The following is a 14,568-nucleotide window of genomic DNA, read 5'->3' on the forward strand; positions in this document are numbered from 1 at the left end:
GCCGCCTCACTCAACGCATTACAAAAGGATCAGGCATGGGGGCCTGCGATAGATTGATCCATACCGTTTTCAGTTCGGTATAGGCCAGGACCGAGTCGATGCCGCTTTCCCGGCCATAGCCGCTGTTCTTGAACCCGCCGATGGGGGCCATGGCAGATACGGCTCGATAGGTGTTGACCCAGATGATACCTGAACGGATGTCCCGTGCCAGACGGTGCGCGCGGCCAAGGTCCCGGGTCCAGATACCTGCTGCCAGGCCAAACTGCGAATCGTTGGCAATCGCCAGGGCTTCGGCTTCATCCTTGAAACGGATCACCGACGCGACAGGACCAAAGACTTCTTCCTGCATGATCTTCATGGAGTTGCGGTCGCACTCGAACAGGGTCGGCTCGTAGAACCAGCCTTCGCTGGCTGTTTCGGGCCGCTTGCCACCCAGTCGCAGGCGTGCGCCTTCGGCCAGTGCATCAGCCACCAGGCCTTCGACCACGGCCAGTTGCTGGGCAGTGGCCATGGGGCCCATTTCAGTGGTTTCGTCCTGCGGGTTGCCGATGCGGATGCGGCTGGCGCGTTCGGCCAGGCGCTCGACGAATTCGTCGTAGATCTCGTCCTGGACCAGCAGTCGCGAGCCCGACACACAGCTTTGCCCCGAAGCGGCATAGATGCCAGCGACCGCGCCATTTATGGCGCTGTCCAGATCGGCGTCGGCAAAGATGATGTTGGGGGATTTGCCGCCCAGTTCCAGGGACAGCTTGGCGAAGTTTTCGGCGCTGCTGCGCACCACATGGCGCGCAGTCGCGGCGCCGCCGGTAAAGGCTATCTTGCGCACCAGCGGATGACGGGTCAGGGCGGCACCGGTACTCGGGCCGTACCCGGTCACGACATTGACCACGCCCGGCGGAATACCGGCTTCCAGCGCCAGACGCGCCAGTTCCAGAAGGGTGGCCGAGGCGTGTTCGGAAGGCTTGAGCACGATGGTGTTGCCCGCTGCCAATGCCGGAGCCAGCTTGATGGCTGTCAGGTACAGCGGGCTGTTCCAGGGAATGATTCCGGCGACCACGCCCATGGGTTCATGGACCGTGTAGGCAAACAGGTCGGGCTTGTCGAGGGGCAGGGTGCCGCCTTCGAGCTTGTCCGCAAGGCCGGCCGTGTAGTGGAAAAACTCCGGCAGATAGCTCACCTGGCCACGTGTTTCGCGGATCAGCTTGCCGTTGTCGCGGCTTTCCAGTTGGGCCAGTTGCTCCTTGTTCTCGGCGATCAGGTCGCCCAGCCTGCGCAGCAGCTTGCCTCGTGCCGTGGCTGTCAGCCCGCGCCAGGCCTTGCCTTCAAAGGCTTTTTGTGCGGCCTGGACGGCGCGCTCCACGTCCGCTTCATCTGCGTCGGGCAACTGCGCCCAGGGTTCGGCCAATGCAGGGTTGAGACTGTCGAAGGTCTTGCCGGAAAGTGCGTCGACCCATTGGCCGTCGATGCACATCTGAAAGCGCGTGAGAGTCATGCAACGATTCCCTTTGCCGGATTATGTAGAGCTGCCGACTTGTCGAGAAAGTCCAGCAACACCTGATTGACCAGACGCGGCGATTCCACCGGCATCATGTGCCGCTGCTCGGGCAGTATCGCAACCTCTGCGCCATGGATACGCATCGCCAGTTGACGAGCCATGTCCGGTGTCGAGCCGGGGTCCAGCTCGCCGGTGGCAATCAGCGTCGGTGCGCGAATATCGCCCAGATCGTCGGCGCGGTACATATCCTGTGTGGCAAACAGCTTGTAAGTGGTCAGGTAGCCCTGTGGATCGTTGCTTGCCAGGTTCTGGCGGATGGCCGCGATCTGCGCGGGGTTGGCGGCCTGGTATTCCTTGCTGAACCAGCGCGACAAGGCCTCGGCGGCATTGGCGTCCGGCCCGTGTTCGGCGGCCTGGCTGGTGCGTGCGATGACACCGGCACGCTGCTCGGGCGTGCGATTGAACACGCTGTTGAGGATGACCATGCCGGACAGGTACTGCGGGAAGTGCAGGGCAAAGGCCCGGGCAACCAGTCCACCCATGGAGAAGCCGATGATCGTGGCCTGAGGTAGGCCCAGATGATCGAGCAGTTCTCGCAGTTGTTCTGCATAACCGGGCAGGCCGGTATCCGGGTCCGGGCGCGGACTCGAACCATGACCCAGCATGTCGTAGGCAATGACTCGGTAATGCGGGGCCAGGCCGACAATCTGACCGCCCCACATTTCTTTGTTCAGACCCACCCCGTGAATCAACACCACAGGGTGGCCCTGGCCGGTGGCCAGATAACTGGTTCCGGCCGGGGTGCGTTCAGCGGTGAGCTGAATCATGGATCGCTCCTGCGCAGACATTATTGTCAGGGATGGATAATTACTGCGCCTTCTCGGCAGCCAGCTCTTCCAGGTCGATATAACGGTTGCCGATGCGCGGATGCAGGCGGCCACCGTTGGCAGCGCCCAGCACAACGATGATTTCGTCGGCGCGTGGGGCGTCTTCGATCTGCATTTCCAGGGTGATGTAGTGCGAACGCAGACCTTCGTCATCCTTGTGCATCATCGGAATCTGGATGGAAGTGCCCGGGCCGCCGCGCTTGTTGGTGAAGCTCAGGTAGCTCTTGGCCTTGACTGCTTCACGGTAGTGGTTGCCGAAACGCAGGGTGTGAATCACCGCCGAAGCGTGTTCGATCTCGCCTTCGGCACCGACCACTGCGGCCTTGCCGTAGGCTTCGATCTTGTCTGCACCACCGATGGCCGCCGTCAGGCGCTTGACCATCAGTTCGCCCAGCTCGGAGCAGTTGGCGCGGATTTCAGGCTTGAGGTCTTCGACAAAACCACGACCGAGCCAAGGGTTCTTGATCACGACAGCCAGGCCGACCATGGTCACCGGTTTGTCGGTCGCCTTGCCGCCTTCGATGAAGGTCTCTTCGGTGTAATTGACGATCTTGCGAATTTCAAAGCTCATGTAGGACTCCCGGATCGAGCACTGTTGTATTTCGTATGATGGTATACCATAAGATTGTGCGCGCAAGTGCTTTATTCGAGCGGGTTGCAAAAACCTTCCTCGGCGACCATTCGTCAGTGGTGTCCTGTGGTTCTTTGAACGTGTCCGGCGCTGGCAGGCCAGATATTTCATGGGCCATGGACGGTTTTCCTCTCCTCCAGCCCACACCAGGAGAAAGAAATGACTGACTACCCAAGACCTCCTTTCCCGCAACAGGCGCAATCGGTGCCTGGTTCACAAGCGAAAATGGAGCCCTATCCCGATTGTGGCGAGCAGAGCTACCGCGGCTCTGAGCGGCTGCAAAACAAGATTGCCCTGATCACAGGCGCGGACAGCGGCATTGGCCGTGCAGTGGCCATTGCCTTTGCCCGTGAGGGTGCCGATGTCGCGCTCTCGTACCTTGATGAGCATGAGGATGCTCAGGAGACCGCTCGTTGGGTCGAACAGGCTGGCAGGCAGTGTCTGTTGTTGCCGGGCGATCTGGCGCAGAAAGAGCAATGCCGCCACATTGTTGAAGAAACCGTTGGGCGATTTGGGCGTATCGATGTGCTGGTCAATAACGCCGCCTTCCAGATGACCCACGAAACCTTCGAGGAAATCCCCGACGAAGAATGGGTGAGGACCTTCGATATCAATATCACGGCGATATTTCGTATCTGTCAGGCGGCAGTGCCACACATGGCTCAAGGCAGTTCGATCATCAATACCAGTTCGGTGAACGCCGACATGCCCAAGCCGACTCTACTGCCTTATGCCTCCACCAAGGGCGCCATTGCCAATTTTTCCGGCGGTCTGGCGCAACTGTTGGGCGAGCGTGGAATCCGGGTCAACAGTGTCGCTCCGGGTCCGATCTGGACACCCTTGATCGTGTCGACCATGTCCGAGGAAGAAGTCCGCAACTTCGGCAGCCAGACGCCGCTGGGGCGTCCGGGTCAGCCTGTTGAGGTGGCACCGATTTATGTGCTGCTGGCTTCCGATCAGTCCAGCTATACCTCCGGTGCGCTGTATAGCGTGACGGGCGGCAAGCCGATTTTGTAGCGAACATTCTGCTTTCGCTGTACTCCCATGCAGTGACGGCCTGTCGATGAGGTGCTGGCAGGCCGTTGCTGTTTGCGTCTGTCATTCATTCTTGACTGTGCCTTGACTCTTGCGGGGATATCCCCGTAAGTTGGTCGACTCAGTCATGCAACAACTTCAGGAGAAATGCCATGTATCCCGATGTTCAGCTCTATATCGATGGCCAATGGCGTGCAAGCCGCGATGGCCGCATCTTGCCGGTCATCGATCCTGCCACCGGCCAGTCGCTGGGAACGGTGGCCCATGCCAGCATTCCCGATCTGGACGAAGCCCTGGCGGCAGCTGAACGTGGTTTTGCAACCTGGCGCGCCACTTCGGCCTATGACCGCTACAAGATCATGCAAAAGGCTGCGCAATTGCTGCGCGAGCGCGCCGACAGCATTGCCCGCATCATGACTCAGGAACAGGGCAAGCCGCTGGCCGAAGCGCGCATGGAAACCCAGTCCGCTGCCGACATCATCGACTGGCTTGCCGAGGAGGGGCGCCGCAGCTATGGCCGTCTCGTGCCGTCGCGCAATCCCTCCATCGAGCAGAAGGTGATCAAGGAGCCGGTCGGCCCGGTTGCCGCGTTCACGCCCTGGAACTTCCCGATCAACCAGGTGGTGCGCAAGCTGTCGTCGGCACTGGCCGCCGGTTGTTCGATCATCATCAAGGCCCCGGAAGAAACCCCGGCATCGCCTGCCGAACTGGTCCGTGCCTTTGCCGATGCCGGTGTCCCGGCTGGCGTGATCGGGCTGGTGTATGGCGTGCCTGCCGAGATCTCCAATTACCTGATTCCGCATCCGGTGATCCGCAAGGTGACCTTTACCGGCTCCACGCCGGTTGGCAAGCAGTTGGCGGCCCTGGCTGGCCAGCACATGAAGCGCGCCACCATGGAACTGGGCGGTCATGCGCCTGCATTGGTCTTCGACGACGCCGATCTGGATCTGGCTGCGCGAGTGCTGTCCACCGCCAAGTTCCGCAATGCCGGTCAGGTCTGTGTTTCACCGACGCGGATTCTGGTACAGCGCAAGGTATTCGAGGCTTTCACCGAGAAGTTCGTGGGGCTGACCCGTGAGGTCAAGGTCGGCAATGGCCTGGAAGCGGGCACCACCATGGGGCCGGTAGCCAATGAACGTCGCATTCCGGCACTGACGGATCTGATCGAAGATGCAGTGGGTGCCGGTGCGAAGCTGGAAACGGGCGGCAAGGCCGTTGAAGGCGCTGGCTATTTCTTCGAGCCAACCGTATTGAGCGGTCTGACCCCTGAAATGCGCATCATGAACGAAGAGCCTTTCGGCCCTGTTGCGCTGTTGGTGCCGTTCGACACGCTGGAAGAGGTCATTGCCGAGTCCAATCGCGTGCCGTTCGGTCTTGCGTCCTATGCCTTCACCACCTCGATGAAGACCGCTCAGGCGCTGAGCAATGGCATTGAAGCCGGTATGCTGTCGATCAACCATCAGGGTATCGGCTTGCCAGAAGTCCCGTTTGGCGGGATCAAGGACTCAGGCTACGGCTCCGAAGGCGGCACCGAAGCCATCGAGGCCTACCTCAATACCAAGCTGGTCACACAGTTCAACTAAGCAAACTCTGTGGGAGCGAATTCATTCGCGAATAGACGGTTCATACCTTCTTCGCGGATGAATCCGCTCCTACAGAGGTGGATTTTATTCCCGCGCCTGCTGAATACCGTTCTGTTTCATCACCAGATTCTTTTCCTTCTTGTACTGCAAGGCGACTTCCGGCGCAGGACCGCTCTCGCCGGTTTCCATCCAGCGGCGCAGGCGGCTGGCATCGGCGAAGTGGGTGTATTTGCCGAAGGCATCGAGAATCACCACGGAAACCTGACGGTTAGCCATGGTGGTCAGCAGCACCAGGCAGTGACCTGCCTGATTGGTGAAGCCGGTCTTGGTCAGCTTGATGTCCCAGTTGTCCTTGCGCACCAGGTGGTCCGTGTTGCTGAAGCCCAGGTTGTAAGTGGGCTTGCGGAAGGTCACGGTCTTTTCCGCCGTGGTACTCAGCTCAGTGATCATCGGGTATTTGCGAGCCGCCATGATCAGCTTGGTGAGGTCGCGAGCCGTTGAAACGTTATAGACCGACAGCCCGGTAGGCTCGACATAGGCCGTATGTTTCATGCCCAGCGCCTTGGCTTTTGCATTCATGGCCAGGATAAAGGCCGGGTAGCCGCCCGGATAACTGTGGGCCAGGCTTGCGGCAGCACGGTTTTCCGAAGACATCAGCGTGATCAGCAGCATGTCCTTGCGGTTCATTTCGCTGCCCAGTTTTACGCGGGAGAACACGCCTTTCATTTCCGGAGTCTGGGAAATATTGACGGGGATGACTTCATCCATCGGCTGCTTGGCGTCCAGCACGACCATCGCGGTCATGAGCTTGGTGACCGACGCGATGGGAACGATAACGTCAGGGTTGTGTGAATACAGAACCTTGTCGGTCTGCACATCAATGACCAGTGTGCTGCCGGAAGCCAGATGAAGCTTTGATGGATCCCGGTTCAGAGCCGCGATTTCGTTTGCAATGGCGTGGGTGGAAACTACAGGGCCCGTAAGTGCAAATAAAAGACCCAGAAGTGGCAGACGAATTTTCAAGAACAGGGCTCACTCGATAAATGTGCAGTTTTGCACGTGGTTATAGGAAAAACGCTGCATTTTAGGAGCGGACTTTGCCCAAAGTCGATGGGGTGAGCAGGGCGTTTCGTCAATTAATTCACGAATCATGGTTTTATTAAGTTGCTGTTAAGTAGGAAAGCTACGAATTGGCGGTGTGCTTTCAATATTCGTGGTGTCTGCGGCTCGCACCGATTAGCATCCACGCCATCAATGCTCATCGATTTAAGGAAGCGTGCAATGCTCAAGGGGTTTATCAGCAAGGATTACGTTGTTCTGGTGATCGCTGCATCTCTGGTCGCGGTCGTACTGCTTGTCAGCGGCTTTTTTTCACGGCCTGCCGACTGGGCGGGCTGGGTCCAGGCGACCGGGCTGATCGTCGGCATGATGGTCGCGGTGGGGGTTCCGTGCATCCAGCGCAAGCAGGAAGCGGCAGTGGCCCACAAGCAATTGCGTGAGCGCGAAACCGGTTATGCCCGCCGCATTCAATACCTGTGCGGCGAGTTGACCGAACTGCAGGCCAGAACCAGTCTGAACCTTACCCATTTGCGCGCCAGCGACCGGCATCGCCTGAAATACACGTTGCAGGATTATCTGCACCGCCTGTTCGAGTCCCATAAACACGATTTGAATGATGATCGTGTAGTGCTGGCTTATGAACTGCGCCAGGTGGCCAACGACCTGATCGATGAACTGGACAGCGGTCGCACTGATCGTGTCGTGTTCATCGCCCTGGAAAAGCGCCTGCAAAAACTGGCTCATCGCTGCCAGGTGAATGCGGCAATGGCTGAGCGTGTCTGAGACTTTTTCGAACCCATAAAAAAGCCCACATCAAAGGATGTGGGCAAGGGGATGTGCGGAGCAAACGCACGAAGACTGTGAAACCGGGTGCTGCACTCAGCCGTTGAGCTTGTGGCTTTCCAGCTTGTCGGAGCTGGCCTGGGCTGCAGGCAGTGAGGCGAAAGGGCCGCTGACGGGTTCGCCGTTGTGCATCAGATACCAGCAAGCCAGAAAGCCGCGTTCTCTGAGTGTCGCCGGGACGGCGCTGCCAACTACTGACATGATCTGAACCTTGTTCATGGCTGTCTCCATCAATCGATGGCGCTACTTTACTCAGCCATCGTCTCTGGCAGAAATCATCGTTCTCGATAGTGGTCATTGATGATTGCGAGGGTTGTGCGTCTTGACGGGCAACCTCCGTTTGATGACAAAGCAACGAAAAGCCCCGCACTTGGCGGGGCTTTTTGTCGGTTACCAGTGGCCGCGTGGCGGGCCATAGTAGGCTGGCGGTGGTCCATAACGACGGTAGTAGCCCGGTGGCGGAGCCGGGTAGCGTTCCACAACCTCATAAGCGGGAGCCGGCTGGTAGTAAACCACTGGCGGAGGCGGCGGTGCGTAGTAAACCGGCTGCGGTTGAACATAGACCGGCTGGCGTTCTACATACACTGTCCTGTCACGGCTGGACGAAACTGCGGCTCCAACCACGGCAGCGCCGACGATTGCACCCAGTACGGCTGGCCCACCCCAGCCACGATCAGCGTTGGCCTGGCCTGCCAATGCCAGGGCACCTATAAACAAGGCAATTTTGGGGATATGACGAATCATGACTGTTCCTCGCTCTCAACCCGTTGTCGCGGGCCTGCATTACGCTCAAGCACTGCCACGGGATAACTCTAAGACATCGTAATCGGAGAAAACTGCGAAGCCGTTAGGTAAATTTTGTGTAAGGGGGCCGACGATGTTTGTACAACCTTTTCATCGGTGGGGCTCGGAGCCGATTCTACGCCTGCTCCGAGGGGTTAATCCAATACCGTTTGGTAGGAAGTAAAAGTCATCAGGCAAGCCTTCCCGGCGCCACTCGACTATTGCTCCAGCCTCGCCAGCCGCTCTTCAAGCGCAGCAATCCTTGCTTCCAGCTCATCAATCCTCTCGCTCGATGCGGATGCCGACTGCCGCTCCGGCTGGTTTTGCCGGGCTGCAAGGAGGTCTTGCAGGTCTGCCGGGTCTCCCAGTGAATGCATGTAGCGATCTTCGCGCTGACCGGGCTGGCGTGGCAGCAGGGTTGCCAGGCCTCGGGCGATGAGGCGGTCCAGTTGGTGGACGACCTGTTCGCTGTCTTCAAAATCGTGCATGCGATTGCTGCGGGTCAGCAGTTCGTTGCTGGTTTGCGGGCCGCGCAGCAGTAGCAGGCCGGTCAGGATCAACTGGGCTGGCACCAGCTCCAGGTGCTTGTCGACCTTGTGCTCCCAGCGGTCGGCGCGGCTGCCCATGACCAGGCGGGCAAGGCCCCGATTTTCCAGAGCGCGCAGGCTTTGGCCAACCTGGCCCTGAGTCAGATTCATCACCGGATCGCGGCTGGTTTTCTGGTTACAGGCAATGACCAGTGCATTGAGGGTCAGCGGATAGGTTTCCGGGCTGGTGGCCTGTTTTTCGATCAGGCAGCCGAGAATGCGAACTTCGGTGCTGTTGAGTTGCAGCGACTCGGTGTCATCGGCCGATTCGGTTGAAGAATGTTCGGTGGTCATTACGCTTTCCCTGAGCGATGGCGGGGGTGTCAGCCTAGGGGCTGCGCTGAATTATTGCCAGTGCGCCGATGACTCGCGCCAGGGCATGGAGAAAAGACTCGCCATCTTTCCTGAAGAGCATGTCTATAATTCCTGACTTTCACTTTCAGGATTTGTCATGTCTATTTCCCTGTACGCCGCTTCCGTTCCTGTATTCCAGCAAATGCTCAACGCGCTGAATGACGTTCTGGTCAAGGCCGAGGCCCACGCGACCGAGAAGAAAATCCAGCCTGAAGCCCTGTTGCAGGCGCGTCTGTTCCCGGACATGTTGCCTTTCACTCGTCAGATTCAGATTGCCGTGGATTTCGCCAAAGGCGCTTCGGCCCGTCTGGCAGGCGTCGAGATTCCAAAGTACGAAGACACCGAAACCACCTTTGCCGATCTGCAAGCCCTGATCGCCAAGACCCTGGCCTTCATCGCCAGCATCAAGCCGCAAGATGTCGACGGCAAGGAAGGCATCGAGATCGTTCTGCGCCCAGGTACTGACAAGGAGAAGCGCCTCAACGGCCAGGCTTACCTGCTCAGCTATGCCTTGCCGCAGTTCTTTTTCCATGTCACCACCGCTTATGACCTGCTGCGCCACAATGGCGTGGAAATCGGCAAACGCGATTACATGGGCAAGTTCTAAGCTCAGTCGGTAAACAGCTTGTTTCGGGCACTCTCGGTAATGGCGACAATACCGGGGTGCTTGACCTTTCGTTCGACGGTAATTGCATAGAACGATTCGGTCACCGATTCTGTCTGGCCGATGATTTTCACGTCATATTGGCTTTGTACTTCATCGGCGATCACGCTGGGCGCGACGAATACGCCGCTGCCTGATTTGCCGAATGCTTTCATCAGGGCGCTGTCGTCGAACTCGCCAATGATCCGCGGCTGTATTTTCTGTTCGGCGAACCAGCGCATCAACCTGCCGCGCACCACGGTGTCCTGCCCGGGAATCAATAGCGGTGCTCCATGCATGCACTGCGGAAAGTCACCCCACAGACTTTCAGCCACGCCCTGGGTCGCGAAGAAGCTGACGCCACACTCTCCCAGTTTCTGGTTGTAGCCTTTGATGTCCAAATGTGGTGGCATAGGGCTGTCAGATATCACCATGTCCAGTTTCTGGATTGCCAGGTCGGCCAGCAGGCGTTCGAGCTTGTCTTCGCGGCAGGTAATGCGGATCGATTCGTCGAGCTCCATGGTGGGCGCGATCAGTCGGTAGACGATGGATTTGGGCACGACATCTGCCACGCCGATGCGAAACAGGATCTGTTGTTCGTCGGGCTGTGAGCGCAGCATGGTTTCCAGCTCATTGCCCAACTGGAACATCTGTTCGGCATAGGGCAGCGCCAGGCGACCGGCTTCGGTCAGCTCCAGTTGCCGGCCTACACGGCGGAAGAGATCGACGCCCAGGGTTTCCTCGAACAGGCTGATCTGGCCGCTGATGGTCTGGGGGGTGAGGTTCAATTGTTCGCAGGCGCGCACGATGCTGCCGGTTTTGGCCACGACCCAGAAATAGTGGAGTTGACGATAATTGAGCATAGAGATTGTCGATTCGGTAAAACCGAAGTATACACCTTGAAAAATCGAATTTTTCTGATGTTTCCATGTCCTTAGAATGCTTCGCTGACGCCGGACCAAAGGTGATGTCCGGCCTTGCATATCGAGGGAAACATGATCAAACCCGTTTACGCCGCATTGCTGGTATCTTCGCTGGTTGTAATGGCTGGCTGTGACCAGGTAGAGACATCGACCAAGCAAATCCTGGACACCGCTGCCAACACAGCCAAACAGGCGATTGACGATACTCATGAAGCTGCAACCAAGGCGCTGGAAGATACCCGCAAGGATCTTTCGGTACTTGAACCCAAAAAACAGCCCGAGTCTCCCGAAGAGAAGTCTGGTAAAGAAATCTAACGCCCAACATTGGCTCAAGCAGGACACGATCTATGGAATACCTTTTGGAACTCGCTACAAGTCCCGCCGCCTGGATTGCCTTGGCCACGCTCGTGGTCATGGAAGTCGTGCTGGGTATCGATAACCTGATCTTCATTTCCATTCTCACCAACAAGTTGCCTGAGCATCAGCGAGCCAAGGCCCGTCGTCTGGGTATCAGTGCTGCCTTGATCATGCGTCTGGGCCTGCTCAGTACCGTGGCTTTCATTGTCCAGTTGACCGAACCTGTGCTCGACGTGTTCGGCCAGGCGTTCTCCTGGAAAGACATGATCCTGATCGCGGGTGGCCTGTTCCTGGTCTGGAAGGCGACCACGGAAATCCATCACAGCATGGACACCAAGGCTGAAGCTGAAAAGACTATCGGCTCCGCTGTAACCCTGAGCATGGGCGCGGCAATCTTCCAGATCCTGCTGCTGGACCTGGTGTTCTCCATCGACAGCATCATCACGGCTGTGGGCATGACTGAACACTTGCCGATCATGATCATCGCTGTGGTATCTGCTGTGATTGTGATGATGGTGGCTGCCAACCCGTTGGCCAAGTTCATCAATGACAACCCGACGGTGGTCATGCTGGCCCTGGGCTTCCTGATCATGATCGGTATGACGCTGATTGCTGAGGGCTTCGGTGCCCATGTACCTAAAGGCTACATCTACGCCGCCATGACGTTCTCTGCAGCGGTCGAGATCCTCAACATCCTGGCTCGCAAGGCCAAGCGTAAAAAGGCTGCTGCTGAAGCCGCCAAAGCCTGATCTCCCGATCAGCGAAGCAAAAAAATGGTCGGCCCTGTAATGGGGCCGACCATTTTGCATTTCATGAGCGCTGATCAGTGAGCGACTGCAGGCTGTCCTTTTTCCAGGCGGACCCTTGGGGTCGGTCGCACGACGCGAGGTTGGTGACGACGGGAAATTCTCAGTACTCCCCAAAGCATGGCGCCTGCAACCATCAGCCATGCCACGATCAGCATCACGATTGTCATTTCCAGGCTCATAAGTGCCTCCGTATTTACCGCATCTTCTTGCTGTCTGAATAACTGACAGTCTAGTCCCTCACATGTTTCGATTAATTGACGGCTATGACCAATTTGATCTATCCAGTCACTCTGACTGTGTCAGAAGGCTATACCCAGGCTCTGCGCGGCTCTATGATCGGTGTCCGAGTCGGGTCGTGTGGTGCCTGACACCCGTTGAAGTGAGTGAAAATGCTGCCGGTATCTTTCTTGTTCAACGCCGCCAGAATCCGGCGGCCGTGGTGGGTGGTTGTTCTGATATTGAGCCTGACCGCCTGCGCTTCTATGGTTACGCCAGAAATTCAGCGCTTGCCGGACCGGGTTGAACTCAACTCTGTGCCGTTCTTCCGTGGCAACGCCTATCAAAGCGGACCGGGAGCACTGGCGGGCATGCTGGCCAACCGTCAGGTGCTGATTACGCCGGGGCTGCTCGATAAACCCCTGCAATTGCCGGGCGGCGAGGGGAAGCTTGAAAGCACTATGCAGAATGCGGCGCGCCAGTACGGTTTCATGGTTTACCCACTCGATGGCGAGTTGCACGCTTTGCTGGAGCAGGTCTCGGCGGGCTATCCGGTGATGCTGCGGCTGTCCGAAGGCTCGGCCTGGTGGAAAGGGCCTCGTTATGGCGTGCTGGTGGGCTATAACCGCATCAAGCAGACCGTTTTGCTGCAGGTGGGCATGAATCGTCGGCAGATGATGAGCTTTGGCAGCTTCAGCTCGGCCTGGAAGGATGCAGGCAGTTGGGCGGTCCTGATTCAGGGGCCACGGCAACTGCCTGCCAAGGTGGATCAGCAGCGCTGGCTGAAAGCTGCCAATGAACTGTCTCAAGCCGGGCAGGAGCAGGCGGCCGGTGAAGCCGTGAAGGCATTGGCCCGCCAGGGTGTTAAATAAGTTTGGTCTGAAGCAGTGAAAACCCCGATCTGCAGGGTTTTCACGCTATCCATCAAAAGCCCAGTCTGTCGCGCAGGCTGTAATACCAGGCGCCCAGTGCAGTAAGCGGCGTGCGCAGCAACTGGCCGCCGGGGAATGGATAGTGGGGCAGGTCGGCGAATGCATCGAAGCGCTCGGCCTGGCCGCGCAAGGCTTCGGCGAGCACCTTGCCTGCCAGATGGGTGTAGGTCACGCCATGCCCGCTGCAACCCTGGGAGTAATAGATGTTGTCGCCCAGTCGACCGACCTGGGGAAGGCGTGACAGGGTCAGCAGGAAATTGCCGGTCCAGGCGTAATCGATTTTCACATCCTTGAGCTGCGGGAAGGCCTTGAGCATCTTGGGGCGAATGATGGCTTCGATATTGGCCGGATCCCGGGCGCCATACACCACGCCGCCACCAAAGATCAGGCGCTTGTCGGCACTGAGGCGATAGTAGTCCAGCAGGTAGTTGCAGTCCTCGACACAGTAATCCTGAGGCAGCAGGGATTTGGCCAGTTCTTCACTCAGCGGTTCGGTGGTGATGACCTGGGTGCCGCATGGCATCGACTTGGCCGCCAGCTCCGGTACCAGGTTGCCCAGATACGCATTGCCGGCCACGATGATGAACTTGGCGCGGACTTTCCCTTGTGCGGTATGCACGACCGGGTTGGCGCCTCGCTCTATGCGGATCGCCGCCGACTGTTCATGGATCACGCCGCCCAGCGACTCCACGGCAGCAGCTTCGCCCAGCGCAAGGTTCAGCGGATGAATATGGCCGCCGGTCATGTCCAGCATGCCGCCGATGTATTGCTCGCAGGCCACGACCTCTCTGATGCGACGCTTGTCCATCAGCTCAAGATGCGTATGCCCGTAGCGCTCCCACAGACGCTTCTGCGCCTCCAGATGTGCCATCTGTTTGTTGGTCAGGGCTGCGAATACGCCGCCGTCCTTCAGGTCGCATTGAATGCCGTAGCGTGAAACCCGATCACGAATGATCGCTGCGCCTTCGAACGCCATCTGGCCCAGTAATTGCGCCTGTTTTGGACCAACGCTACGCTCGATGACATCTATATCGCGGCTGTAGCTGTTGACGATCTGTCCGCCGTTTCGGCCCGAAGCCCCAAAGCCGACCTTCGCGGCCTCGAGCACTGTGACCCTGAAGCCGTGCTCAAGCAGGAAGAGGGCGCTGGAAAGCCCCGTATAGCCTGCGCCGATGATGCAGACATCGGTCTCCACTTCACCCTGCAAGGCAGGGCGTTCCGGTGCCGGATTGGCTGAGGCGGCATAGTAGGACTGCGGATAGAGCGTGTTCGCCATCCTGAAGCTCCGTTTAAAATTCTTGACGAGTGCGGTGATCCTACCCGAGTTGAAAAACCTCTGCCAGCCACCCGAGAAAACATATTCGCCCGCTCACCATTTAAAAGCGTTGCTAATTCATAGGCTTAGCTGAAAAAGAGATTGACAGGGCAGTC

Annotated in this window: 16 protein-coding genes; 7 read left to right on the plus strand and 9 right to left on the minus strand. The window is 58.1% G+C overall.

The window, feature by feature from the left end; genetic code table 11:
* Positions 1 to 10: 10 nt before the first annotated feature.
* From KQP88_RS10505 to KQP88_RS10515, 3 genes are read right to left on the minus strand one after another with little or no spacing between them, the layout of a single operon-like run.
* Positions 11 to 1,492 carry an aldehyde dehydrogenase gene (locus KQP88_RS10505; RefSeq protein WP_216705617.1) on the minus strand — a complete coding sequence of 494 codons (1,482 nt, stop codon included), beginning with the start codon at positions 1,490 to 1,492 and terminating at the stop codon, positions 11 to 13.
* A complete protein-coding gene (locus tag KQP88_RS10510; RefSeq protein ID WP_216705618.1) occupies positions 1,489 to 2,322 on the minus strand; it encodes an alpha/beta fold hydrolase in 834 nt (277 codons plus the stop codon). Before KQP88_RS10510 ends, KQP88_RS10505 begins: the two co-directional genes overlap by 4 nt.
* Positions 2,323 to 2,362: 40 nt before the next feature.
* Positions 2,363 to 2,953 carry an amino acid synthesis family protein gene (locus KQP88_RS10515; RefSeq protein ID WP_095067590.1) on the minus strand — a complete coding sequence of 197 codons (591 nt, stop codon included), beginning with the start codon at positions 2,951 to 2,953 and terminating at the stop codon, positions 2,363 to 2,365.
* Between the two features lie 219 nt (positions 2,954 to 3,172).
* Between KQP88_RS10515 and KQP88_RS10520 the strand changes: the two genes are divergently transcribed.
* Together KQP88_RS10520 and KQP88_RS10525 are read left to right on the plus strand one after the other, a co-directional pair.
* Positions 3,173 to 4,030, plus strand: coding sequence for an SDR family oxidoreductase (locus KQP88_RS10520; RefSeq protein WP_200992940.1), 858 nt, complete (start codon positions 3,173 to 3,175; stop codon positions 4,028 to 4,030).
* Between the two features lie 170 nt (positions 4,031 to 4,200).
* Positions 4,201 to 5,631 (plus strand): NAD-dependent succinate-semialdehyde dehydrogenase, encoded by a 1,431-nt coding sequence (locus tag KQP88_RS10525; protein ID WP_216705619.1) that lies wholly within the window; start codon positions 4,201 to 4,203, stop codon positions 5,629 to 5,631.
* Between the two features lie 84 nt (positions 5,632 to 5,715).
* On the opposite strand, the gene pbpG is transcribed toward KQP88_RS10525, so the two are convergent.
* The gene (gene pbpG / locus KQP88_RS10530) at positions 5,716 to 6,660 is read right to left on the minus strand and encodes a D-alanyl-D-alanine endopeptidase (RefSeq protein WP_216705928.1); all 945 of its coding nucleotides are present in this window, start codon (positions 6,658 to 6,660) and stop codon (positions 5,716 to 5,718) included.
* 252 nt (positions 6,661 to 6,912) lie between these two features.
* Here pbpG and KQP88_RS10535 point away from each other — a divergent pair, with 252 nt between their 5' ends.
* Entirely contained in the window at positions 6,913 to 7,473 is a 561-nt protein-coding gene (locus tag KQP88_RS10535) for a hypothetical protein (protein ID WP_200992938.1), read from the plus strand.
* Between the two features lie 96 nt (positions 7,474 to 7,569).
* On the opposite strand, the gene KQP88_RS10540 is transcribed toward KQP88_RS10535, so the two are convergent.
* The 3 genes from KQP88_RS10540 to KQP88_RS10550 form a co-directional block, all read right to left on the minus strand.
* Positions 7,570 to 7,752 (minus strand): hypothetical protein, encoded by a 183-nt coding sequence (locus tag KQP88_RS10540; RefSeq protein WP_025259828.1) that lies wholly within the window; start codon positions 7,750 to 7,752, stop codon positions 7,570 to 7,572.
* Positions 7,753 to 7,923: 171 nt separating this feature from the next.
* Positions 7,924 to 8,277 (minus strand): hypothetical protein, encoded by a 354-nt coding sequence (locus KQP88_RS10545; RefSeq protein ID WP_200992937.1) that lies wholly within the window; start codon positions 8,275 to 8,277, stop codon positions 7,924 to 7,926.
* 257 nt (positions 8,278 to 8,534) lie between these two features.
* Positions 8,535 to 9,197: a YceH family protein gene (locus KQP88_RS10550; protein ID WP_200992936.1), complete on the minus strand. Its 663-nt coding sequence runs from the start codon at positions 9,195 to 9,197 to the stop codon at positions 8,535 to 8,537.
* 157 nt (positions 9,198 to 9,354) lie between these two features.
* On the opposite strand from KQP88_RS10550, the gene KQP88_RS10555 reads away from it, so the two are divergent.
* Positions 9,355 to 9,864 (plus strand): DUF1993 domain-containing protein, encoded by a 510-nt coding sequence (locus KQP88_RS10555; protein ID WP_198729071.1) that lies wholly within the window; start codon positions 9,355 to 9,357, stop codon positions 9,862 to 9,864.
* A 2-nt stretch (positions 9,865 to 9,866) separates the two neighbouring features.
* On the opposite strand, the gene nhaR is transcribed toward KQP88_RS10555, so the two are convergent.
* Positions 9,867 to 10,763: a transcriptional activator NhaR gene (gene nhaR / locus KQP88_RS10560; protein WP_216705620.1), complete on the minus strand. Its 897-nt coding sequence runs from the start codon at positions 10,761 to 10,763 to the stop codon at positions 9,867 to 9,869.
* 132 nt (positions 10,764 to 10,895) lie between these two features.
* On the opposite strand from nhaR, the gene KQP88_RS10565 reads away from it, so the two are divergent.
* The 3 genes from KQP88_RS10565 (at position 10,896) to KQP88_RS10575 (ending at position 13,077) form a co-directional block, all read left to right on the plus strand.
* Complete coding sequence (locus KQP88_RS10565) at positions 10,896 to 11,138, plus strand: hypothetical protein (RefSeq protein ID WP_216705621.1); 243 nt, start codon at positions 10,896 to 10,898, stop codon at positions 11,136 to 11,138.
* A 32-nt stretch (positions 11,139 to 11,170) separates the two neighbouring features.
* A complete protein-coding gene (locus KQP88_RS10570) occupies positions 11,171 to 11,929 on the plus strand; it encodes a TerC family protein (protein WP_200992934.1) in 759 nt (252 codons plus the stop codon).
* 449 nt (positions 11,930 to 12,378) lie between these two features.
* Positions 12,379 to 13,077, plus strand: a complete 699-nt coding sequence (locus KQP88_RS10575) for a peptidase C39 family protein (protein ID WP_407681819.1) — start codon at positions 12,379 to 12,381, stop codon at positions 13,075 to 13,077.
* Between the two features lie 52 nt (positions 13,078 to 13,129).
* On the opposite strand, the gene KQP88_RS10580 is transcribed toward KQP88_RS10575, so the two are convergent.
* Positions 13,130 to 14,413, minus strand: a complete 1,284-nt coding sequence (locus tag KQP88_RS10580; protein WP_216705622.1) for an NAD(P)/FAD-dependent oxidoreductase — start codon at positions 14,411 to 14,413, stop codon at positions 13,130 to 13,132.
* Positions 14,414 to 14,568 lie beyond the last annotated feature (155 nt).

Source organism: Pseudomonas lijiangensis, from assembly GCF_018968705.1.
GTDB classification, from domain to species: domain Bacteria; phylum Pseudomonadota; class Gammaproteobacteria; order Pseudomonadales; family Pseudomonadaceae; genus Aquipseudomonas; species Aquipseudomonas lijiangensis.

What these genes read in the sequence shown, in the direction of transcription:
- KQP88_RS10505 (WP_216705617.1), bottom strand. Translation starts at nt 1,492, where the DNA reads ATGACTCTCACGCGCTTTCAGATGTGCATCGACGGCCAATGGGTCGAC.
- KQP88_RS10510 (WP_216705618.1), bottom strand. Translation starts at nt 2,322, where the DNA reads ATGATTCAGCTCACCGCTGAACGCACCCCGGCCGGAACCAGTTATCTG.
- KQP88_RS10515 (WP_095067590.1), bottom strand. Translation starts at nt 2,953, where the DNA reads ATGAGCTTTGAAATTCGCAAGATCGTCAATTACACCGAAGAGACCTTC.
- KQP88_RS10520 (WP_200992940.1), top strand. Translation starts at nt 3,173, where the DNA reads ATGACTGACTACCCAAGACCTCCTTTCCCGCAACAGGCGCAATCGGTG.
- KQP88_RS10525 (WP_216705619.1), top strand. Translation starts at nt 4,201, where the DNA reads ATGTATCCCGATGTTCAGCTCTATATCGATGGCCAATGGCGTGCAAGC.
- KQP88_RS10535 (WP_200992938.1), top strand. Translation starts at nt 6,913, where the DNA reads ATGCTCAAGGGGTTTATCAGCAAGGATTACGTTGTTCTGGTGATCGCT.
- KQP88_RS10540 (WP_025259828.1), bottom strand. Translation starts at nt 7,752, where the DNA reads ATGAACAAGGTTCAGATCATGTCAGTAGTTGGCAGCGCCGTCCCGGCG.
- KQP88_RS10545 (WP_200992937.1), bottom strand. Translation starts at nt 8,277, where the DNA reads ATGATTCGTCATATCCCCAAAATTGCCTTGTTTATAGGTGCCCTGGCA.
- KQP88_RS10550 (WP_200992936.1), bottom strand. Translation starts at nt 9,197, where the DNA reads ATGACCACCGAACATTCTTCAACCGAATCGGCCGATGACACCGAGTCG.
- KQP88_RS10555 (WP_198729071.1), top strand. Translation starts at nt 9,355, where the DNA reads ATGTCTATTTCCCTGTACGCCGCTTCCGTTCCTGTATTCCAGCAAATG.
- nhaR (WP_216705620.1), bottom strand. Translation starts at nt 10,763, where the DNA reads ATGCTCAATTATCGTCAACTCCACTATTTCTGGGTCGTGGCCAAAACC.
- KQP88_RS10565 (WP_216705621.1), top strand. Translation starts at nt 10,896, where the DNA reads ATGATCAAACCCGTTTACGCCGCATTGCTGGTATCTTCGCTGGTTGTA.
- KQP88_RS10570 (WP_200992934.1), top strand. Translation starts at nt 11,171, where the DNA reads ATGGAATACCTTTTGGAACTCGCTACAAGTCCCGCCGCCTGGATTGCC.
- KQP88_RS10575 (WP_407681819.1), top strand. Translation starts at nt 12,379, where the DNA reads ATGCTGCCGGTATCTTTCTTGTTCAACGCCGCCAGAATCCGGCGGCCG.
- KQP88_RS10580 (WP_216705622.1), bottom strand. Translation starts at nt 14,413, where the DNA reads ATGGCGAACACGCTCTATCCGCAGTCCTACTATGCCGCCTCAGCCAAT.